The organism is Liquorilactobacillus sp., assembly GCF_047719775.1.
Classification (GTDB): Bacteria; Bacillota; Bacilli; order Lactobacillales; family Lactobacillaceae; genus Liquorilactobacillus.
On the sequence record NZ_JBDNTS010000001.1, the window covers coordinates 211,664 to 235,106 of the forward strand.

General features: G+C 37.0%; 18 protein-coding genes. 13 read left to right on the forward strand and 5 right to left on the reverse strand.

The genetic code is table 11. The annotated features are described in order from the left end of the window. Positions 1–80: 80 nt before the first annotated feature. The 4 genes from ABF682_RS01060 to cydC are packed head-to-tail and all read left to right on the forward strand — an operon-like array spanning position 81 to position 5,989. Entirely contained in the window at positions 81–1,499 is a 1,419-nt protein-coding gene (locus tag ABF682_RS01060) for a cytochrome ubiquinol oxidase subunit I (protein ID WP_289978698.1), read from the forward strand. Further along, complete coding sequence (gene cydB / locus ABF682_RS01065) at positions 1,499–2,515, forward strand: cytochrome d ubiquinol oxidase subunit II (RefSeq protein ID WP_289978696.1); 1,017 nt, start codon at positions 1,499–1,501, stop codon at positions 2,513–2,515. Before ABF682_RS01060 ends, cydB begins: the two co-directional genes overlap by 1 nt. After that, on the forward strand, positions 2,515–4,230 hold the full coding sequence (gene cydD / locus ABF682_RS01070; protein WP_415618730.1) for a thiol reductant ABC exporter subunit CydD: 1,716 nt from the start codon (positions 2,515–2,517) through the stop codon (positions 4,228–4,230). The genes cydB and cydD overlap by 1 nt, the downstream gene beginning before the upstream one ends. A 1-nt stretch (position 4,231) precedes the next feature. Further along, positions 4,232–5,989: a thiol reductant ABC exporter subunit CydC gene (gene cydC / locus ABF682_RS01075; protein WP_415618731.1), complete on the forward strand. Its 1,758-nt coding sequence runs from the start codon at positions 4,232–4,234 to the stop codon at positions 5,987–5,989. A gap of 210 nt (positions 5,990–6,199) precedes the next feature. Here cydC and ABF682_RS01080 read toward each other — a convergent pair whose 3' ends face one another. After that, positions 6,200–7,180, reverse strand: coding sequence for a polyprenyl synthetase family protein (locus tag ABF682_RS01080; RefSeq protein ID WP_415618732.1), 981 nt, complete (start codon positions 7,178–7,180; stop codon positions 6,200–6,202). A 105-nt stretch (positions 7,181–7,285) separates the two neighbouring features. Here ABF682_RS01080 and ABF682_RS01085 point away from each other — a divergent pair, with 105 nt between their 5' ends. Next, positions 7,286–8,197, forward strand: a complete 912-nt coding sequence (locus ABF682_RS01085; RefSeq protein ID WP_289978686.1) for a prenyltransferase — start codon at positions 7,286–7,288, stop codon at positions 8,195–8,197. Positions 8,198–8,215: 18 nt separating this feature from the next. Next, on the forward strand, positions 8,216–9,424 hold the full coding sequence (locus ABF682_RS01090; RefSeq protein WP_415618733.1) for an NAD(P)/FAD-dependent oxidoreductase: 1,209 nt from the start codon (positions 8,216–8,218) through the stop codon (positions 9,422–9,424). 622 nt (positions 9,425–10,046) lie between these two features. Here the strand turns inward: ABF682_RS01090 and ABF682_RS01095 are convergent. From ABF682_RS01095 to ABF682_RS01110, 4 genes are all read right to left on the reverse strand, one after another. Continuing rightward, positions 10,047–10,916, reverse strand: coding sequence for an NAD(P)-dependent oxidoreductase (locus ABF682_RS01095; RefSeq protein ID WP_415618734.1), 870 nt, complete (start codon positions 10,914–10,916; stop codon positions 10,047–10,049). Positions 10,917–10,940: 24 nt separating this feature from the next. Continuing rightward, entirely contained in the window at positions 10,941–11,882 is a 942-nt protein-coding gene (locus ABF682_RS01100) for a DMT family transporter (protein ID WP_289978683.1), read from the reverse strand. A 165-nt stretch (positions 11,883–12,047) separates the two neighbouring features. Then, on the reverse strand, positions 12,048–13,271 hold the full coding sequence (locus ABF682_RS01105; protein ID WP_289978681.1) for an OFA family MFS transporter: 1,224 nt from the start codon (positions 13,269–13,271) through the stop codon (positions 12,048–12,050). 373 nt (positions 13,272–13,644) lie between these two features. Further along, on the reverse strand, positions 13,645–14,076 hold the full coding sequence (locus ABF682_RS01110) for an Hsp20/alpha crystallin family protein (protein WP_289978679.1): 432 nt from the start codon (positions 14,074–14,076) through the stop codon (positions 13,645–13,647). A gap of 287 nt (positions 14,077–14,363) precedes the next feature. Here ABF682_RS01110 and ABF682_RS01115 point away from each other — a divergent pair, with 287 nt between their 5' ends. The 7 genes from ABF682_RS01115 to ABF682_RS01145 all read left to right on the forward strand — a co-directional run bounded on the left by ABF682_RS01115 (position 14,364) and on the right by ABF682_RS01145 (position 23,240). Next, the gene (locus tag ABF682_RS01115; protein WP_415618735.1) at positions 14,364–15,989 is read left to right on the forward strand and encodes a peptide ABC transporter substrate-binding protein; all 1,626 of its coding nucleotides are present in this window, start codon (positions 14,364–14,366) and stop codon (positions 15,987–15,989) included. A gap of 235 nt (positions 15,990–16,224) precedes the next feature. Then, positions 16,225–19,065, forward strand: a complete 2,841-nt coding sequence (locus ABF682_RS01120) for a sigma 54-interacting transcriptional regulator (RefSeq protein WP_415618736.1) — start codon at positions 16,225–16,227, stop codon at positions 19,063–19,065. Positions 19,066–19,267: 202 nt separating this feature from the next. Beyond that, positions 19,268–19,759, forward strand: a complete 492-nt coding sequence (locus tag ABF682_RS01125; protein WP_289979053.1) for a PTS system mannose/fructose/N-acetylgalactosamine-transporter subunit IIB — start codon at positions 19,268–19,270, stop codon at positions 19,757–19,759. Between the two features lie 95 nt (positions 19,760–19,854). Further along, positions 19,855–20,823 (forward strand): mannose/fructose/sorbose PTS transporter subunit IIA, encoded by a 969-nt coding sequence (locus ABF682_RS01130; RefSeq protein WP_289978670.1) that lies wholly within the window; start codon positions 19,855–19,857, stop codon positions 20,821–20,823. Positions 20,824–20,846: 23 nt separating this feature from the next. Continuing rightward, positions 20,847–21,659, forward strand: a complete 813-nt coding sequence (locus tag ABF682_RS01135) for a PTS mannose/fructose/sorbose transporter subunit IIC (protein WP_289978668.1) — start codon at positions 20,847–20,849, stop codon at positions 21,657–21,659. Between the two features lie 19 nt (positions 21,660–21,678). Beyond that, positions 21,679–22,593 carry a PTS system mannose/fructose/sorbose family transporter subunit IID gene (locus ABF682_RS01140; protein ID WP_289978666.1) on the forward strand — a complete coding sequence of 305 codons (915 nt, stop codon included), beginning with the start codon at positions 21,679–21,681 and terminating at the stop codon, positions 22,591–22,593. A gap of 278 nt (positions 22,594–22,871) precedes the next feature. Continuing rightward, a complete protein-coding gene (locus ABF682_RS01145; RefSeq protein ID WP_289978664.1) occupies positions 22,872–23,240 on the forward strand; it encodes a DUF956 family protein in 369 nt (122 codons plus the stop codon). Positions 23,241–23,443: the final 203 nt, after the last annotated feature.

Genomic DNA, 23,443 nt, shown 5'->3' on the forward strand with positions numbered 1-23,443 from the left:
TGTGTTTGATGTTCTTACATAAATTTACGGTGTGTGAGAAATACTGACGTTCTTAAAAAAACAAAAGGGAGGGGTTTCGTATGAGTATTGTTGAACTTGGACGATTTCAGTTTGCGATGACAACGATTTATCATTACTTTTTTGTTCCGTTTTCGATTGGAACAGGATTGGTAGTTGCAATTATGGAAACAATGTATGTTATTACAAAAAAAGATAAATATCTTAAAATGACGAAATTCTGGGGTAATATTTTTCTATTAAGCTTCGCTGTTGGAGTTGTGACGGGTATTATTCAAGAGTTCCAATTTGGGATGAACTGGTCAGCTTATTCGCGGTTTGTCGGCGATATTTTTGGAGCACCATTGGCAGTGGAAGCATTGCTTGCTTTTTTCATGGAATCAACGTTTTTGGGACTATGGATTTTCACTTGGAAGATGGTCAGTCCTAAATTACACGTTACTTTTATGTGGATTGTAACCTTAGCTTCTTCGCTGTCGGCGTTGTGGATTTTGGCGGCCAATAGCTTTATGCAGCATCCTGTGGGTTATACAATCAAAGATGGGCATGCTGTAATGACAAGTTTCAGTGCACTTCTAAAGAATCCGCAATTATGGTATGAATTTGGACATGTCATTGCTGCCGCAGTCGTAACTGGTGGGATAATTATTACAGGATTATCAGCGTTTCAATTGCTTAAGAAAAAAATTGAGAATCCTGATTTTTACAAGCAATCATTGCATATCGGGTTATTAGTAGCCTTATTTGGATCAATCGCGGTTTTAACAGCAGGCGATCTGCAGATGAAGGAGCTAGTAAAAGAGCAGCCAATGAAGTTTGCAGCTACTGAAGGTTTATATAAGAACTCAGGTGATCCGGCTTCATGGACACTTGTTGCTTGGGCAAATGAGAATGGTCATAAACGTGTTTGGGGCGTTGAAGTTCCTTATGTATTAAGTATTTTGGCATACGACGAGCCATCAGGTTCTGTTAAGGGAATGAATGCCATAAACAAACAGCTGGTTAAGGAATATGGGAACCGCAACTATTATCCACCAGTTAACACACTATTTTGGAGTTTTAGAATAATGGCTGGCTTTGGGACGTTGATGCTACTTGTTTCCTTGCTGGGACTGTTCTTTACGAGAAAGAAAAATCAGCTTTTATATCGACAAAAATGGATGCTGTGGATTTTAGGATTATGTACTTTCACGCCATTCCTAGCTAATACTACTGGTTGGTTAGTAACGGAATTAGGTCGTTATCCATGGACAGTTTACGGCTTATTCACGATTAAACAAAGTATCTCACCAAATGTTTCAGTTGCATCGTTATTGATATCTAATATTGTCTATTTTCTCTTGTTCACAGGTATTGGGGTAACGATGATTTCATTAGTTGTTCGTGAACTTAGAAAGGGACCAGATTATGAAGAGAAACTCGATGAGCAAGAAAAAAGAGCTGCTCGGATTGATCCATTTGATAAGGAGGCATTTGAATAATGAGTGGATTACAACTATTATGGTTTATTTTAATCGCAGTTTTATTCTCAGGCTTCTTTTTTCTCGAAGGTTTCGACTTTGGAGTAGGGATGGCAGTTCAATCTCTAACACATAATGAGAATGAGAAGGATCAAATTGTTGCAACAATTGGGCCTGTTTGGGATGGGAACGAAGTATGGTTAATTACAGCTGGAGGGGCATTGTTTGCCTCATATCCCTTCTGGTATGCGACATTATTTAGTGGTTACTATTTGATACTATTAATGATATTGACTGGACTTATTATTCGTGGGGTATCATTTGAATTTAGAAAGAATGTTCCAGCTAAGCAAAAACAGTTTTGGAATTGGACACTCTCAATTGGTAGTCTGATTGTTCCATTTTTCTTTGGTGTGATGTTTATTAGCATGATTAAGGGAATGCCGATTGATGCGCATGGTGATATGTCTGCGACCTTTGGTGACTATATTAATTTATTCTCGCTTGTTGGTGGGATTGCAGTCGTCTTGCTTAGTTACTTGCATGGATTGAACTATATTGCTCTTAAGACGACTGGACCTATTCGTAATCGTGCAAAAAATTATGCCAAGTTCTTATATGGCGTCTTGTATCTTGGCTTGGTTGCATTTGCTGTTTTGATGTATTTTAATACGGACTTTTTTGAATTACATTTTGCAACTACTTTGGGATTACTTATCTTGATTGTTGTCTTGACGATAGTTGCCAATATTGCAGTCATGAAGGATGCCGAGATAACAACTTTTGTTGCAAGCGGTGCGACCTTTGTAGCATTAGTTGCACTGATCTTTACGGGGATGTTCCCAAGAGTAATGATTAGTTCAATCAACTCTAAATATGACTTATTGATTACGAATTCTTCTTCTAGCCCATATACATTGAAGATTATGTCATATGTAGCGATTACTTTCTTACCTTTAGTCTTGGCATATTTTGCATGGACTTATTATATTTTTAGAAGAAGAGTAAAACATGCACCTGTCATGGAGACGAAATAATGATTGATAAAAAGCTGATGATGTTGCCAGGGATAAAAAAAGTGTTAGTAATCCTGACCGGATTGGCTCTGATGCAAGCTGTCGCAATTGTTGGACAAGCTTGCTTTTTGTCGACAGCAATAGTTGGGCTGTGGAGTGGAAATGAGATAGGTAACCAAGTTAAGTGGATCTTACTTTTTTTCTTATGCTTTGCAATCAGACATCTAGTCAATTTCTATCGTGAAGGGCTATTGGATGACTATGCTGCTGAGCAGGCTGGTAAAATCCGAGGGAAGTTATTGAATAAAGTTTTTCATCTTGGTCCAATTGTTATTCAAAGTAATGGAACTGGTAATACCACAACAATGGCGCTTGAAGGAATTGATCAGGTTGAAGATTATTTACATCTGATTCTTGCTAAGGTTACGACGTTAATGATTGTTCCGTGGGTTGTTTTAGTGGCAATTTTTTATTTTGATTGGGAGTCGGCCGCGTTCTTATTAGGCATTTTTCCTGTCATTATTATTTTCATGATTGTCTTGGGCTATGCTGCACAATCAAGGGCAGACAGGCAGTATGCTTCATATCAGATGCTGTCCAATCACTTTGTTGATTCCCTTAGAGGTATCGACACTTTAAAGTATTTCGGGCTTAGCAAGAATTATGCAAACAGTATTTTTAAGACAAGTGAAAAATTCCGTAAGGCGACACTTAATACACTTAAGATTGCAATTCTTTCAACATTTGCATTGGATTTTTTTACAACCTTATCAATAGCTGTTGTTGCTGTTTTCTTAGGATTGCGTTTGATTGATAATCATATGATTCTTTATCCAGCGTTGACGATTTTGATTCTTAGTCCGGAGTATTTTCTGCCGATTAGAGATTTTTCGAGTGATTACCATGCAACGCTGAATGGCAAGAATGCATTGAATGCAATAAACAAGATTTTGGATGTATCAGAGCCTCCTATTTTACCAGTTCCTGTCACTAAATGGAGTAATTCTTCACAGCTGGAACTTAGTAATCTAAATTTTTCTTACACAGAAAATAAACCAGCATTAAAAAGGATTAATTTGGCAGTTTCTGGATATAAAAAAGTCGGGATTATTGGATTGAGCGGTTCGGGCAAATCGACGTTAATTAATATTCTAAGTGGCTTTTTGAATCCGAATGAAGCGACTATTAGATTCAACAATGAAAAAACTAGTTCTTTTGCCCAAAAAGATTGGCAGAAACAACTGACGTATATTCCACAAAATCCTTATATATTCAAGGGAACACTGCGGGACAATATTGTCTTCTATCAACCCGATTCAACAATGGAACAGATTAGGCAGGCTGTAGAAGTTGTGGGGTTAGATAAACTGGTTTCTGAATTATCAAATGGATTAGATACTCAAATCGGTGAGGGTGCACGAGCTCTTAGTGGAGGGCAAGCGCAACGAATAGCATTAGCGCGGGCCTTCTTGGATAAGCAGCGAAGAGTCCTTTTGTTCGATGAACCAACTGCCCATTTGGATATTGAAACTGAAGTAGAGTTAAAAGAAAGAATGCTGCCTTTGATGGAGAATCACTTGGTGTTCTTTGCCACTCACAGGCTGCACTGGATGAGAGAGATGGATTTGATTTTGGTGCTGGACAAGGGGCAAGTAGTTGAGGCTGGAACGCTGGATGAATTACGCCAAAGTAATGGAGCTTTTGCAGAATTAACGCAGTCTTTGAGGAGAATATAGGATGAAAATATTTGAATTATTCAAGAAAGATACTTGGATTAGGCCATTTTTGAGTAAATACCGTAAGTCACTCTTCTTTGCACTAGTGTTAGGCTTCATGACCTTCTTTTGTGGAGGGGCACTTATGTTTAACTCGGGTTATTTAATTAGTAAGTCTGCTGCACATCCTGAGAATATCCTCTTAGTATATGTTCCAATCGTACTAACAAGAGCCTTTGGAATAGGTCGTCCACTTTTTAGATATTTAGAGCGCCTGACAAGTCATAATTGGGTCCTGAAGTTAACTTCGGAACTGCGCTTAAAGTTATATAAGGTATTGGAAAAGGATGCTGTTTTCTTTAAAAATAAATATCAAACTGGAGATATTTTAGGTCTGTTGTCAGAGGACATCGACCACATTCAAAATTTGTATCTAAGAACAGTTTTTCCAACAGTAATAGCTTGGATACTTTATGTGTTTACTATAATAGCTCTTGGTTTCTTTTCGGTCTGGTTTGCATTGATAATGCTATTATTGCTTTTTGTACAAGTTGTTTTGTTCCCACTCATGGCAATTCTTGTTAACGGCGCACGGCAAGAAAAGCAAAAAATGTTAAAAAATGAGCTTTACACAGAACTTACAGATAATATTTTGGGTGTTTCCGATTGGATATTCAGTCAGCGTGGACAAGAATATTTAGATTTTCACAAGAAGATTGAAGACAAACTTCACCAGGTGACACACAAAATCAAAACAAGTAATCATTATCGTAACATGGGAGTTCAATTGATGTTTGGAGTGATGGCGATTGCTTTATTACTTTGGGCAGGAATTCAATTTCCCGGAAATCATGGTGGTGCAGCTAATTGGATTGCAGCGTTTGTCCTAGTGGTGTTCCCATTAATTGATGCCTTTGCTCCATTAGGTGATGCCGCACAAGAAACGAATATTTATCAAGATTCCTTAAAACGGCTAAATGAATTATCCGCTGACGCTGATGTTAAAAAGACAAACAAAAAAGTTGGGCAATTGGAAGCGCCCTTTGTAATTACCATAGATAATCTTAGTTTTCATTATCCAGCTGATGCTAAACGAGTCTTGAATAATCTGAGTTTGAATATTAATAGCGGTCAAAAATTGGCAATTTTGGGTCGAAGCGGATCAGGAAAGACAACCTTAGCTGAACTATTACGTGGAGACCTACAGCCAAGTGCAGGCAGTCTGAAATTGAATGGAATTGATGTGCAGGAACTTGGTGAATCTATTAGTGATTATGTTGGTGTTATTCATCAGGCTCCATATCTCTTCAATACGACAATCAGCAATAATCTCAGAGTTGGGAATGAAGATGCAACAACTGCTAGCCTTTGGAAGGTATTAGAACGTGTAGGGTTGAAAAGCCTTGTAACAAGTCTCCCTGAGGGCCTTGAAACGGTGGTTGATGAAGCAGGTCTTCGATTTTCAGGGGGAGAGCGCCACAGGTTAGCATTGGCTAGAATACTATTGAAAAATACTCCAATAGTGATACTGGATGAGCCAACGGTTAGTCTTGATCCCCTAACTGAACAGGATTTGATAGAAACATTCATGCAGCAACTAACAGGGAAAACGATAATTTGGATTACACATCATTTGCAGGGTTTATCGCTGATGGATAAAGTTGTTTTTATTGAAGATGGTGAACTTAAAATTGAAGGTTCCCCTGATAAACTCGCGGCTTCCAATGAGCATTACAGAAGACTCTTAGCAATTGACCATGGTGATTATGTGGTTGAATAGATAATTGCTAGGCCAGAATTTTTCCTTGAATTAGAATGTAGGCTGTATCTCCACCAAAAAAATGTGTCCTATAAGGATTGGCTGAATACGAGAAAAGAGGGCTGACCTAAATTTTGGACCAGCTCCTCTATTTATTACGAGTAAACGCATTTTATAAGTCAAAAATCTCCAGCTAAATTCAAACATTCTAGGCTTATGGTGCATATGCTTTTAAAACTTACGGTTTAAGAGGCTGTGTGTTAGCTTTTTGATGCTGTGTGTGATCTCATTTTGTGGTAATTTATTGATTTCTTCTAATGCTTTTTCCGTGTAGCTCTGGGCGAAAGAAATTGCATCTTTGACACCTCCAAGTTTATGAACCAGATTGCTCACAGTTTTAATTTCAGCAACAGTGATATTTTGTTTTTTATCTAAAAGAGGTGCAAAGGCTTGTGGATCTTTTGCAAGCGCAAAGAGTAGTGGTGAGGTGTAGACTCCCTGAGCTAAGTCTTCTAACACAGGTTTTTTCAAGATCTTGCTTGAAGAAGTATAATCTAAGATATCATCATAAATTTGAAAGGCAATTCCAATGTTTTCACCAATTGAGGCTGCTGCCGGAGTTATTTCAGAGGAACTCTTGCCAAAGTATGCTCCTTCAAGGCATGCTAGGCGAAACAATTCTGCTGTTTTTCCTTTGATGTTTTCAACATAATTTTCAATTGTTTGTGTTTGATTAAAACGAGCATGCATTTGACTGAGTTCACCAAACAAGAGTTTTTTCATTGCTGCTGCATTATCTTTCATCATAGATGTACCATTCATGGTATCAATCAGTATTTCAAAAAATGCGGTAAATAATAAGTCACCTGCATAAACAGCGACATCTTTCCCAAAGTTAGACTGAATGGTAACTACACCGTGTCTAAGGGGAGAGTCATCGATGATATCATCATGAATAAGTGTGGCTTTATGTAATATTTCTAAGGACGCAGCAATTTTAAGTAATTGTTCTTCATTTTGTTCATGTTTATCTCCAAGTTCTGAAAAAAGAAGAAAAAGCCCTGGGCGCAGCATTTTCCCTTGTTCTTGGGCTGCAGCAGTAAGCAGCTGCTGCACATCAGGGTTATCAGTGCTGAGGTGTTCATTGATTAAAGAACTGACAGTATTGAGTTTTTGAGCAACATTTGGGTAGTGGGACCATATATCTAGCATATTAACATTGAATTCCTTTCCGATGAGCGATGACCATAATATGTTCTACACTATATTAAACCAAAATCAGCAGTTTAGCTATAATAAAGAAAAGGAGTGATTTAATTGACTGTTCCAGTATTTTTAGAATTAGTCGAAATAAAGGCTAAAACGGCAAGCATTTTACCGTTTTTATTAGGGACATGTTTTAGCTGGTTCAATTATCGTTCATTAAATCTTGGATTGCTAGTCATGTTTTTTATTGCAATGTTTTTGTTCAATATGGCTGTTGATATTTTAGATAATTACAATGATTATCTAAATGCGACTGAAGCACATGATTACAAGAAAGAAACAAATATTATTGGACGTGAGAACCTATCATTGAGGCTTGTATTTGGAATTATGATTAGTATGATCGCTGTATCGGCAATTATCGGTTTTATTTTAGCCTACATAACAGGCTGGCCATTATTGATAATGGGGGGGATTTGTTATTTTGTTGGGGTTTTTTATTCTTCTGGTCCGCGACCGCTTTCCAGCTTACCTTTAGGAGAGGTTTTTTCAGGTCCTACAATGGGATTTATGATTACACTAATTTGTGTGTATATTAATTCATATCAGAATTTTTCTTGGAGTTTAGTAAACGTGGGCGCAATCTTGGTGATTTCACTACCCAATACGATGTGGATTTCGAACTTAATGTTGGCTAATAATATCTGCGACCTTGCAGAAGATGAAAAAAATAATAGATACACTCTAGTTCACTATCTTGGGAAGAGACATTCATTACAATTATTTGTTATAATGAACTTTGTAGCTATAATTGCTCTGGTGGCTGCATTTGTTTTGAAAATTGCACCTTGGACAATGCTTTTATCCTTGGCTGTATTGCCAGTCATTATTAGGCAAGTTAGGCTGTTTTTGAACAAACAAGTAAAAAAAGAAACATTCAGCTGCGCTATCAAAATACTTGCCATTGGAGCCGTAAGTCAAACATTAACTTTTTTGATTTACATGCCGTTCATTAATAATTAAGAAGAAGGAGATGTAGAAATGAAGGAAATAGTTATTTTAGGTGCAGGATATGCCGGTTTGCGTGCCCTTCATCGGTTACAAGCAAGCAAGGGTGATTTTCATATTACTCTTGTTGATCGCAATAATTACCATTATGAGGCGACAGACTTACATGAGGTCGCAGCAGGTACGCAATTAAAGGAAAAGATTACCTATACAATATCTGATGTTGTCAAGCCTTCAGTGACGACATTTGTTCAAGCTAAAGTTGAAACTATCAATCGTGAAGCAAAGACGGTTACGTTAGACAATGGTCAAGTTCTTAACTACGATTATGCAATTGTTTCTCTTGGCTTTCGTTCTGAATCATTCGGAATTACGGGTGTTGAAGACAATGCACTTGAAATGGTGGATATTGAAAGTGCAGAGAAAGTATATCGTCATATTGTTGGACAGATGCAAGACTACAACAAGACACAAAATCCAGATGATTTAAAAATTGTTGTCTGTGGTGCTGGCTTTACAGGAATCGAGCTCTTAGGTGCTCTTATTGAATCTCGGGCAGCCTTAGCTAAGATTGCAGGTGTATCTGATACTCAATTAGAAATCTATTGTGTTGAAGCTGTTACTCGCCTTTTACCAATGTTTGATGAAGACTTGGCTGATTACGGGATTTCTAGTTTGAAGAATTGGGGTATCAAGTTTCTTACCGGCAAACCCATCAAAGAGATTAGACCAAATACAGTTATCTATCAGGATGATAAAGAAACTGGTACCACCAAAGAGCTCTCTGCTAATACAATTATTTGGACCACCGGTGTAAGTGGCAGCCAAGTAATGGAGGCTTCTGGGTTCTCACAAAGACGTGGACGCGTCATCGTGAGTGATAATTTGACAGACTCTGATTTTGATAATGTTTATATTGTTGGTGATGTTGCAGCATTTATGAATAAGGAAAACAATCGCCCATATCCAACAACAGCGCAAGTTGCTCTTAAAATGGGTGATTACGCTGCAAAGCATTTACTTGCGCAACTAAATGGTAGTAGCATCGAAGGATTTACATTTAAATCGCTTGGTTCAGTTGCTTCTATTGGAAATACCCATGCATTTGGGATGGTTGGTAAGTCAGCAATCAAGGGCTATCCAGCATCATTCGTTAAGAAAGCCATTATGGATAAGTCATTATTTGCTACTGGTGGTGTCAAAGAAGTACTTGCTAAGGGACGCTTTGATTTGTACCATTAGAGTATTTTAATTAGCAATTACAAATATGGTTCGAGAAGGGTTGTATTTGTAACTCGAGTTAGATCTTGAGGTTAAACTTAGTTTTGAGACAGAGATATTTACAATTAACAGAAAAAAACAACTTAAGATTAGTTCTGGTATTAATTGGTGAAAATCAGTTAATATCAGAACTTTTTGTTTTACACTGAAAGTGAAGCTAAGGTCGACTATAACCCCTGGGACTTCGAGTTCGTATTTTAAAATGACTTCCTTTACTTTCTACGCACAAATATGATTTAAGATTGAGGACCCTTTGAGGCCGTGTTTAGGAAATGATATCTGCGTTGAAAGTTTAGTTTAGCTTCATAAATTTAATTAGGAGAGTGATTTTCTTGTCTGACGTTATCACATTAGATGTTGGGTCAGAAGTTAAACTTTGACCTGGCTTCTTTTATATATTTTGCTCACTTATGTTCAAATTGTCAATGGCCTTTAGTAAGTTTAATAAAAGAATCTTTGAAGTTAGTAATTTATTTCAAAACAAGATTGTGCAAGATTTAATTTATATAAGTCGGATGATAAATTACGAATAAAAGTGTTTCATAAGTCAAATTTCCCCGACTTATGAAACACTCTTGAGTTATTATTTATAAATATTGATTAATCCTTGAGTTCCTTGATTTCCAAGGCCTTTAACATCAACCATCACTTCGTAGAGTCGTTTAGCCTCAGCTGTTGCTTTTAAATCAAGTCCCATTTTATCAGCTTCCTCTAAAGCAATACGTAAGTCTTTGAGAAAATGTCTAGCAAAGAAACCAGGGGTAAAGTCATCTTTGAGGATGCGAGGAACATAATTATTCATGCTCCAGTTATTTGCACCGCCAGCGGAAAGCGTTTCAAGAACTTTTTGTTCATCTAATCCAGCATGTTGGGCATAAAGAAGCATTTCTGTTAAGCCTGTCATTGTTCCAGCAATCATAATCTGATTTGCCATCTTAGCGTGTTGTCCAGATCCCGCAGCTCCAAAAAGATTGGTTGCTTTACTGATGACTTCAAAGAGAGGGAGAAGCTTGTTATATGTTTCTTCTTCTCCGCCAGCCATTATAGTTAATGCAGCATTTTGAGCACCGACATCACCACCAGAAACAGGGGCGTCAACGGCATGAAAACCATGCTCTCTTGCATAGTCTGCAATTTTAACTGCTAAACTTGGACGGCTTGTTGTCATATCAACTGTAATACTTCCGGCTTTTAATCCTTTAAAGATACCATTATTACCAAAATAAACTTCTTCAACATCAGTAGGAAAGCCTACCATTGTGAAGACAATGTCGCTTGCCTTTGCGACTTTAGTTGGGGTTTCAGCCCAAGTTGCACCAGCTGCGACTAATTTGTCAGTTTTACTTTTTGTACGATTATAGACAGTTAAGTCATGCCCTGCCTTTATTAAATGTCCTGCGATTGCAGCACCCATTACACCAGTTCCGATAAATCCAATTTTCAATTTTGTCATCCTTTCTATCAACAACGCAAATTTTTACAATAACTTGATAATACCAACACCAATGATCATAATAATAATTCCGCTGATTTGTGTAAATTGAACGGGATGTTTTGGTGAGTGAAACAAGCCAAAATGGTCGACCAAGAGGCTCCCAATAATCATTCCAATCAACACAATAACAGTTACAACCCCCGTTCCAAGATGTGGAACTAAGAATGAATTGCCAGTTACGAAAATAGCACCTAACAAACCACCTGTCCAATTCCACCAGATAATTTGCGGATTCTTTAGATTTTTGAGGTTCTTACGATCTTTGATTAAAACGATTAGCCATAAGAAGATTGTTCCAATTAAAAAAGAAAAGAAAGCAGCATTAATCGATGAACTAAGTATAACACCTAAATGACCATTAATTGCAGTTTGGATAGCACTAAGAGATCCCGTGATAATTCCGAAAAGACGCCAAAAAAATAATAGGAGTGGTGACTCTCTTGTCTCTGTTTTTGCAACAAGCTTATCTTTATGAAGGATACTTGGGAGTGCCACAGCAGCAATTACTCCCACAAAAACTAGTACTGCTCCACAAAGGCGAAGCAAGGTCAACGGATGCTGTGATGAATAAAATAATCCGAAATTATCAATTAACATGCTTGAAAGTATTTGACCCAATATGGGCATGATAACTGTTTGGACTCCGCCGATATGTGGGAAAAGAAAAATGTTACCAGTTAAGAAGACAATTCCAAGAATTCCACCTAACCAAATCCACAATGGTTGGTTTGATATGAGTGTGGCGCTCGGAATTAGTACGCCATGAGTAGCAGTCACAAGAATTCCTAAGAAGACGGTACCCACGCTAAAAGAAATTGTAGAAGCAATGAAAGGAGAAATTACGGAGACACGCAGGCGCGAATTAATTGCTGTCTGTAGTGGCAAAAAAATGCCTATGAGGACACCAATAGCAAATAAGTACATATTTTTATAACCTCGCTTTGTAAAAATTATGATAGATAGTCAATTTTTAGTAATCTATGTCTACATATTAGCAGATAAAAATAAGCAGTAAAGCCAAAGAGATTTTTTTACAAAAAAATACGGAACATGAAGTTGCTCAAAGCTCCGTAAGTCTTCCTTAGATGGTTACTTATCTGTTAATCTTCCCAGTTTGATAAATCCTCGTTGAATCCAAAATGATGAAATCAATGCAAGAATATCAATTATAATGAAAACAATTAATGTAACTGTATAACTATGGAGAACTTGGTGCGTGAAAGATAAGAGCAAAGGACCAACTATCCCGGCAGCAGCCCAAGCAGTCAAAATATATCCATGGATAGCACCAAGTTCTTTTGTACCGAAGGTATCCCCTAAATAGGCAGGAATTACTGAGAAACCAGCGCCATAGCATGACAGCACTAAGCATAATGCAATTACAAATATTAATGGAGTGCTGAAGGTAAGGATGATAGACAGCATTATAACATTTACGATGAAAATAGCACTAAAAGTGACAGGCCGGCCAATAAAATCAGAAAGAGTTGCCCAGATAAGGCGCCCAAATCCGTTGAACAGTCCAATTATTCCAACCATGACGGCCGCCGTAGCTGCTGACATACCAGTCATTTCTTGTGCCATTGGTGAAGCTGCGGATACAAGACCAATTCCACATGTGATGTTGATAAAGAACATGAGCCAAAGAAGAGCAAATGATTTTGTTTTAACTGCCTGATTAGCGGTCAAATCAGGACCTGTAGTAATTCGAATGCCTTTTTTTTCAAGATTTACGGTTTTATTTGAAGTACTGGGTTTGCGAATGAATTGTGCAGAAATAATCATTACAATAAAGTAGAATATGCCAAGAATATAGAACGTTCTTTCGAGTCCTACTATGGATATTAGTTTTTGTGCAACTGGACCCGTGAGCATCGCGGCAAAACCAAAGCCCATGATTGCAAGTCCCGTTGCTAATCCGCGTTTGTCAGGGAACCACTTGATGATGGTTGATACTGGTGTAACGTAGCCGGATCCGAGTCCTAAACCACCAATAACTCCGTATGCAATATATAAAAGAACAAGTGAGTGGATGTGAATTGAGTAACCTGTCAAAATTATTCCAAGACTATATAAGATACTAGAAATTGTACCAGTTAATCTAGGCCCAGCTGCTTCAACGACTCTACCCATGAAGGCCGCGGACATTCCTAGAAAAAAGATTGCGATGCTGAATGCTCCTGCAACAGAAGATTCAGCCCAACCGGTCTGTTTAGCGATGGGGCCTGTAAAAACGCTCCAGGCGTAAACTGAGCCAATCATCAGATGTAACATAATTCCTGCTAAAGCAACAATATATCTATTTGTTTTCAAATCGAACTCTCCTTCGCAAAATACGAACTATATTGTAGTTTAAAACATAATAGTATGCTTATTTGGATTATATCACATAATAATATATTTTGTAAGATACTTATTGACTATTTTGCGAACAATATATTGAATGCTAAATAGAGAAACTGAATCAAAATTTAAATTTTGACCCAGCCCCTATTCTAAGAATAAGATTAATAAAATAACATAAGAGACCAAGCAGAATGTAGTTCTTAGTTTGGTCTCTTATGTTATTTTATTAGAACGAACGACTTGTGAATTCTTAAATATGAGAGGACGGTGAATAAATAAACAACAGCATAACTGGTAGCACTTAAAAAATGGGATTAATTAGTAAAATGCGTTAAAGCAATTAGTCAATTTTAATCTGATTTTCGGGTGAGGAATCAGTCTTTGATTTTGGAAGTGTGATTTCTAATACTCCAGCAGTATACTTTGCAGAAATCTGATCTTTAATAATATTAGGAAGACGATACTGCCGAGAATAACTGCCATAGCTGCGTTCACTGGTAATGATGTTTCCATCCTTATCACTTTTATCTTCAAAAGAATCTCTTTTTGCACTAATCGAAAGCACTCCGCTATCATAAGATAAAGAAATGTCGTCTTTACTTATTCCTGGGATATCAACTTTGACATTATATGCATCATTTGTTTCTTTGATATCAGTTTTGAGAGACTGATTAAGAGATTTTGCTCCTTCAAAAAACGAATGACCTAAATTGCTGAAGAAATCGTCTTGTTCCATCCAATTGTTGATTCTGTTTGTTAATTCGTTACTCATTACTAAGACTTCCTTTCTTTAATTTTCAACTCTATTTTAGTCTTTTTATGAAAAAAGGCAATAAAAACGAACTTAGGTTCCCTTTTTGCTATTGACTTTTTCTAAGTTAACTGATAAGCTTAAGATTCTATTATACGGTGAGGCGTCCACTGCGGAAGGTGGGCGCCATTTTTTTGTCAACAGAATTATGCAAAATTAAATAAAAATATTGCTTTTAATTATATTTTAACTTAGAATTAATTTCATGTTAACGTGTTGAGTTTTTGATGAAAAAAGGGGATGTTTTGATGAAGATACAAAAAAAGTTTAGTTTGGGGATGGCAGTTGCTGCCTGTTCACTGATTCTAGTGGCTTGTGGCAAAAGTAGTTCATCCAGTTCTAGTTCAAAACAAGTTATTAATTGGAGTGAAGCATCTGAGTTACCATCAATGGATATCTCAAAAGCTACAGATACGATTAGTTTTGATATGTTGAACAATACAAACGAAGGGTTATATCGTTTGGGCAAGAATAGTAAGATTGAGCCGGGAATTGCGAAATCTACCAAGATTTCTAATAATGGGATGACCTATACATTTACTTTACGTAAAGATGCAAAGTGGAGTAATGGTGAAAAATTGACGGCCAAGGACTTTGTTTATTCATGGCAAAGGACTGTCAATCCGAAAACGGCTTCAGAATATGCATACTTATTTAGTGGTATCAAAAATGCAGATGACATTGTCGCAGGTAAAAAGGCAGTTAGTACACTTGGAATAAAGGCACAAGGTAACTACAAGCTGGTAGTCACACTTGAAAAGAAAGTACCGTATTTTAAACTTTTGATGGGATTCCCTTCATTCTTCCCACAAAATAAGAGTATAGTTACCAAGTATGGTAGTAAATACGGAACGGCTTCCAAGTATATGGTATATAGTGGCCCATTCGAGATGACCGGCTGGACAGGTTCCAACCTTAGCTGGACATTGAAGAAGAATAGTGACTACTGGGATAAGAAAAATGTAAAATTATCTGCAATTAATTTTAAGGTTAATAAGAGTACGACAACTAGTTATAATTTATATCAGAGTGGAAAACTTGATGAGACGCTTTTAGGTTCTGAGCAGGCAAAACAATTGTCAAGTTCAAAAGAATTTACGGCTCGCAGTGGAGCCCGAATCAATTATCTTGAATTTAATCAAACACAAAAAGTTTTCCAAAATAAGAAGATTCGTCAAGCTATCTCTTTGGCAATCAATCGTAAACAATTAGTCAAAAAGGTTCTTGGTGATGGTTCTATAGTTGCCCCTGGAATTGTTTCGAAGGGTCTTGCATCGTACAATGGTAAAGACTTTACACAGGATGCTAAAACTTATGACGGAGTTAAGAGTGACAAAGCGGAGGCAAAGAAACTTTGGGCAGAAGGGCTTAAAGAGTTGGGAACCAGTAGTGTACAGTTTACTTTATTAGCAGATGATACAGATGCTGCAAAAGATGTTTCTGCATACATTCAGAGCCAACTTGAAGAAACATTGTCAGGGATTAAGGTATCTGTGAACAATGTACCTTTCAAGACGCGTTTAAGTAAATCTCAAAATGGACAGTTTGATGTAGTTCTGTCAGGATGGGGAGCTGATTTCTCAGATCCAATTAGTTTCGTAGACTTATTCACATCTGATAATTCATATAACAATGGTAAGTGGAGTAATTCTGAATATGATTCATTAATTTCTGCTTCAAAAGATAAGGATGCGGGTTCAACAGCGAAACGTTGGAGTGATATGGTAGAGGCTTCAGAAGTTCTTATGAAAGAACAAGGAGTTGCACCGTTGTATCAGCAATCACAAGCGACTTTGGTTAAATCGAAGGTTAAGGGCGTTATTTACAATTCTGCTGGTGTCAACTTTAACTTTAAAGATGCGTACGTGAAATAATTAAGAATTAATGATAGTTTTAAAGTAATCAAAAAGAGCTAAGTTGTAAGTTAAAAAAGCCTCAAAAGAGGAGGGGATTATCGAAAATGTTTTTGGATTTTCGACAATTCCCTTTTTTGTGTAGTAGTATACGCTATTGTAATAAATCGATTTTTTTGTTTTTGAGTGTCAAAAATTGAAACTAATTGAAATGAGTGATACACTTTTGATACACAAAGCGAAAGGGGTTACATACATGACACGGCGTGAAAAAATTATTGATTATTTAGCTAGTCATGACACTGGAATGCTGGGGGCCCATACAACCAGTGAGGTGGCGACAGGATTAGGTATTTTTAGATCTAATGTCAGTAAGGAGCTGAATCAGCTTGTTCGCGAAGGGCTTGTGAATAAACAAAATGGCAGACCGGTAAGATATTGGCTCAATACAACCGAAATACAGCTGGATCCGATTGAAGAAGAAAAGATTAAAAGCACTAAGGTGGGTTTTGCTGCAGATAAAAGTATTGAAGGGAAGAAAGTGCTGAATCCTTTTTCTAAAAGAAACGGAAACACTTTTGATAGCATGGTAGGAAGCTATGATAGTTTAAAAAACCAAGTTGAACAAGCAAAAGCTGCCTTACTCTATCCGCCTCATGGTCTAAACACGTTGATTATCGGCCCGACTGGTTCGGGAAAGACTTATTTTGCCAACACTATGTATCGGTTTGCTGTGGATTCCGATATTCTAACGAAAAAGCAATTTATTACATTTAATTGTGCAGACTATGCACATAATCCGCAGCTGCTGATGTCTCATCTTTTTGGATATGTTAAGGGTGCTTTTACGGGAGCTAATGAGGATAATGATGGGTTGATTCAACAAGCTGAGGGTGGAATGCTTTTCTTGGATGAAGTTCATCGCTTGCCGCCCGAAGGGCAAGAGATGATCTTCTATTTCATGGATCATGGGATATATAGCAGACTTGGTGAAACAACTAAGGTACACCATGCTGATGTTAGACTGGTTTGTGCCACAACTGAGAATCCAGAAAGTTCACTGCTTCAAACATTTGTAAGAAGAATTCCTATTATTATTCAGTTACCTGCTTTTCAACAAAGAACAGCGCATGAAAAGATTCAATTATTAGAACAACTACTGACACTTGAAGCTAATCGAATTCAGAAAAATATTTGTTTAAATGAGGATGTAGTACAGGCTTTAATTGGTAGTGTCACATACGGAAATGTTGGACAGCTCAAGTCAAATGTGCAACTTGTATGTGCGCAGGGTTTCTTGAACAGTATGCAAGACAGAAATGAAATTAGATTGCAATTTGAACAATTACCGCCGAATATCAAAGATGGGTTGTCACATTTAGCTGGTAATCGACATGAATTAGGTGAAATAACAAAATTATTAGAGGCTAAGATGATTATTAAGCCTGCTGCACAAAAAAGGTATGCTGAAGTTGATAGTTATGAATTACCATATAATTTATATGAAATCATCGGGGATAAAGCTGCTCTTTTGAAGGATGAAGGATTAGACAAAGCGGCAATAAACAATTTCATTATGACGGATATTAATTTACATTTGAAATCATTTTATAGTAGAGGAAAGTTGGACAGGGCAGAAAATAAGCTAAATGAAATTGTTGATCAAGATATAATTATTTTGACTAAGAAAATTCAAAAATTTTTGGTTGAAGAAGAAGCATATCCGGCACGTGCTAATTTTATATATGCGATGAGTCTGCATATTAGTTCTTTTGTGAAGAGGATTCAGTCAGGCAAACCACTTAGGCAAATATCAAATGACTTAACCTCAATGGTGCATGACTATCCAGATGAATTGGAAGTTGCGCAGAAGGTTAAGGAGATAATCGAAGAGTCGTATCAATTCCCTATCCCTGAGTCAGAAGTCTATTACATGGCAATTTTACTGGTATCATTAAAATCCGAACCTAAAGCAGGGAAGGTCGGCATTGTGGTTGCGGCACATGGGAAGAGTACTGCTTCATCAATGGCTCAGGTAGTTACACAATTGTTGTCAGTTGATAATATCACTTCGTTTGACATGCCGTTAGAAATGAGTCCCAAAGTTGCGCTGGATGGAATTGCTGTACAGGTGAAGAAAATAAATCAAGGCAATGGTGTACTACTTTTAGTAGATATGGGATCCTTGAGTACTTTTAGCACTAAACTAACAGAAAAAACACAGGTAGAAGTGCGAACGATAGATATGGTTACAACAGCAATGATCCTAGAGGCGGCTCGTAAGACTGCACTTATTGATAGTGATTTGTTAACAGTTTATCGTGAATTACGTGAATTTGCTGGATATTCGCGTACTACAGAAAAAATCACAGAAAAAAAGGAACAAGATGCAATAATGGATAACGATAAACGACAAAAGGTTATCATTGCAGTCTGTTCCACAGGTGAAGGAACAGCAAAAAAAATCAAAGAATTATTGGACAAAATTCTTATAGATAACTTTATCGATGACATAAAAGTTGTGCCGATTTCAGTAGTTCGGATGAAACAAGAAGTTCAAGAAATAAAAAAGAATCAGCGGGTAGTTGCTGCAACGGGAATCGTTGATCCTGAAATCTCCGTCCCCTTTGTTTCACTGGAAAAATTATTGCAGGATGGTGGAGAAAGCCTAATTAGCTTGATTGAGAATATGGAATTGACGATAAATCAAAATGTTGATTTTGAATATTCTGATTCCTTGACTGAAGAGATGGCACAGAAGTATTTAGAACAGTATTTTACATTCATCAACCCTAAGAAAATCACAGGCATATTGTGGAAGTATTGTGATTTTATTGACAGCAGAATTCAAAAAAAGCTTACAAATGCTTTTAAAATCAGTCTAATTATGCATTTAGCTGGGGCAATCGAAAGGTCTTTGACAAGCTCTGAAATGACAACTTCTACTGTTGAACTTGAGAGTGTGAAAAAGGATGCATTGTATAGTGTGGTGCAGCAAGCTAACAGGATTGTACAAGAAACCTTGAATATTGAATTGGATGAGAATGAAGTTTATTATATTGTGCAACTTTTTAATACAGAATTCCAAAAAATATAATACACAAAGAATGATACACTAATCGATGGTGTGTCATTCTTTGTTTTTTTGTAAAGAAATCCTTTAATAAAAGGAAAATTTGATAATACACAAAACTTGGCATGGAAGTTGCTACTAGTTAGATTGTAGGTATCGCTTACAAGATGACTACAAACTATATTAAGTAATAATATTATTCGCTATGAGGTGATGATAGGTGCCAATGGATGTCCGACTTTTACGAATTGATAGTCGCCTGCTTCATGGACAAGTAACTACTAATTGGGCAAAGGTCACAAAAGTTAATCGTATTTTAGTGGTGTCTGACAAGGTTGCAAAAGATAGGATTAGAAGAACCTTGTTGGTACAGGCTAGTCCCCCAGGAATCAATGTCAATGTTATTTCAGTTGCTAAGATGATTGGTATTTATCACGATATTCGCTTTGGTTTACTGAAGGTGATGATTTTAGTGGAAGAACCTGAAGATGCTAAAAGGCTAATTGCTGGAGGTATTATGGTTGATACGGTCAATATTGGTGCAATTAGTTTTGATAGGACGAAGGTAATGGTTAGTGATGCAATCGCGGTGAATGATACAGATGTTGCAGCTTTTTCTTGGATCCACAAGAAAGGAATTAGGCTGGATGTTCGTAAAGTTTCGGGTGACAACTCAAGAGATTTATGGCATGCACTTTCTGAAAAAAAATTAGTTTGAAGAATTTATTACTTAATTATAGTGGAGTTATTGTAGTAGGTTTTATCAACTTTTGCAATTTATGCAAAAGAAAAAAATATTAGGAGGTATTAAACATGGTAGGAATTATTCTTGCGAGCCACGGTGGGTTTGCAGAAGGCATTTTCCAGTCTGGTTCGATGATTTTCGGCGAACAAGAAAATGTTAAGGCTGTTACCTTAATGCCTAATGAAGGCCCTGATGATGTAAGAACTAAGATGGAAGAAGCTATTTCATCTTTTGATAATCAAGATGAAGTTCTTTTCTTGATTGATCTATGGGGTGGAACGCCATTTAATCAAGCCAATAATTTGTTGGAACAGCACAAAGACAAATGGGCAATTGTCGCTGGAATGAATCTTCCAATGGTAATCGAAGCTTATGCATCAAGATTATCAATGGAATCAGCACAAGAAATTGCAACGCACATTATAGAAACGGCAAAAGATGGTGTGAAGATCAAACCAGAGAAGCTGCAACCCAAGGAAACTAAAACTGCAACCGTTGTAGTTAATAAGGGTGGTCGTCCAGGAAAATTTGAATACGTCCTTGCACGAATTGATTCGCGGCTACTGCATGGACAAGTTGCAACGGCTTGGAGTAAGACTGTTAATCCAACACGGATTATCGTTGTTTCTGATAATGTAGCTCGAGACGACTTGCGTACAAAGATGATTACGCAGGCAGCTCCAGCAGGCATCAAAGCTCATGTAGTGCCAATTGCACAGATGATTAAATTGGCAAATGATGACAAACATTTTGGGGGACAGAAGGCTTTGTTGCTTTTTGAAAATCCGGAAGATGCATTGAAAGCAATTGAAGGTGGAGTACCTATTAAAACACTGAATATCGGGTCAATGGCTCATTCTGCTGGGAAAGTTCAACCAAATAAAGTTCTTGCATTCGATCAAAACGATATTGATGCATATAAAGAATTGGAAAAAAAGGGAATTTCCTTTGATGTACGTAAGGTTCCAAGCGACGGTAGAGAAAATATGGACAATATTCTAAAAAAAGCACAAGAAATGTTGAAAGAAAAGCGTTAATCAAAAGAAATGGAGGATAAATTATGAACCTGAATATGATTCAAATCATTTTGGTTGTCTTCGTGGCATTCTTAGCTGGTATGGAAGGTATTTTGGATGAATTTCATTTTCATCAACCAGTTATTGCATGTACATTAATAGGTTTGGTAACAGGACAATTATTACCATGTGTTATTTTGGGCGGAAGTCTGCAAATGATCGCGTTAGGTTGGTCAAATATTGGAGCTGCTGTTGCACCTGATGCAGCTTTGGCGTCAATTGCATCAGCAATTATTTTAGTTTTGGGTGGTCAAGGTCGTGCGGGAGTCTCATCAGCTATTGCGATAGCAATTCCTCTGGCAGTTGCAGGTCTTCTTCTTACTATTATTACTCGTACATTAGCCACAGGGATTGTTCATTTTATGGATGGTGCTGCCAAAGAAGGCAGTTTTAGAAAAATCGAATTTTGGCAAATTGTTGCTATCTGCTTACAAGGTTTACGTATAGCGATTCCAGCAGCTTTAATTTTGGCTCTTGGTGCTGGTCCCGTTAAGTCATTGTTAAGTTCAATGCCAAGCTGGTTGACAGGTGGCTTGTCCATTGGTGGTGGAATGGTTGTTGCTGTTGGTTATGCGATGGTTATAAATATGATGGCTAGTCGTGAAGTTTGGCCATTCTTTGTTCTTGGATTTGTTTTTGCAGCCGTTAGCGAAATTACACTTATTGGACTTGGTGCTATTGGGGTTTCAATCGCATTGATTTATCTGACTCTTTCAAAAAGAGGCGGTAATAGTAATGGTGATGGCGGAAGTTCCAATACAGGTGATCCAGTAGGCGACCTAATAGATAAATATTAGAGAAGGAGGGAAAAATATAATGGTTGATCAAATTAAATTAAGCAAAAAGGACCGTATCAGTGTTTGGTGGCGCTCAACATTCCTTCAAGGTTCGTGGAATTACGAAAGAATGCAAAATGGTGGTTGGGCTTTTACTTTAATACCAGCACTTAAAAAACTATATAAAACTAAAGAAGAACGTTCAGAAGCACTAACTCGTCATTTGGAATTTTTTAATACTCATCCATATGTAGCTTCACCAATTATTGGAGTTACACTGGCACTAGAAGAAGAAAAAGCTAATGGGGCACCAATTGATGATGTCACAATTCAAGGTGTAAAGGTAGGTATGATGGGTCCTTTAGCCGGAGTGGGCGATCCTGTATTTTGGTATACGGTTAAGCCTATTGTTGGTGCATTGGCTGCATCGCTTGCTATAAGTGGAAGCATTATTGGGCCAATTCTTTATTTTGTCGTTTGGAATGCGATTAGAATGAGCTTCATGTGGTATACACAGGAATTAGGATATAAAGCTGGTTCTAAAATTACTGAAGATTTATCAGGTGGAATTTTACAGGATATCACTAAAGGAGCTTCGATCCTAGGGATGTTCATATTAGCAGCACTTATTGAAAGATGGGTTAGTGTCGATTTTAGTCCGGTTAAAGTTTCCAGCATTAAACAAAGTGCAGGGGCATATATCGATTGGAGTAAATTACCTTCAGGGGCAGCTGGCATTAAGGAAGCTTTAATTCAACAGGGCTCTGGTCTTTCATTAACAGAATATAAAGTTACTACTTTGCAAGATAATTTGAATCAATTAATTCCAGGATTAGCAGCTTTACTTATCACATTCTTATGTATGTGGTTGTTAAAGAAGAATGTTTCTCCAATTGTTATCATACTTGGCCTCTTTGTATTCGGTGTAGTAATGCATGTTTTAGGTGTAATGTAGGATCAAGGAAATTGAATAAAAAAGTGTGGGATATAAGTCGGTAAAATTTGAGTGTTGACTTTAAATTGAGCGAATAGTTTTGACTTATGGAACACATCTGTAGGCAAGTAGGAAGGACCCAAGTCAAAAGTTATATTTTGACTTGGGTCCTTCCTACTATAAATACAATTACAATCAGTTTTTCAAGTAGAGTGAAAATATGGGAATGCAACACTTTACGTGCTTAATAGGTAAGCTATATAATTACTTAAATACATAATTTAAGAAGGAGAGAGAAAATGGTCAAATCAATTAATACGAAGGTAGATCTAACTATTAAGGGAAATTCTCATATGGGAATGACAGATTATGGAGAAATAATGATAGGCGATAAAGGATTTGAATTCTATGATAGTCGCAATGTAAAGAACTTTATTCAAATCCCATGGCAAGAAGTGGATGTTGTTGTTGTATCGGTTTTATTCAAGGGAATGTGGATTCCACGATATGCTTTAAAGACTAAAAGAAATGGGTTATTTACTTTTTCCTCTAAGGATCCTAAAAAAGTTTTGCGTGTCATCAGAAAATATGTTGATGCTAATAAGATAGTCAAGTCGTTAACATTTTTTCAAGTTTTAAAGAGAGCAATGACCAGAAAGAAAAAATAATTAAAATGTGATTAATGTTAATAAAAAGGTTGACGCGGAGTTAAACTAAGCGTATATTTAATTTCGTTGCTTGTTTCGGGGAAATCTGGAATTACAACTTAAATAAAAAAGTGTTTGACAGTTGTTGCTAAACATGGTATTATATAAAAGTTGCGTTGAGCAATTATGTAGACCTTTGAAAACTGAACAAAGTTTCGACAAAT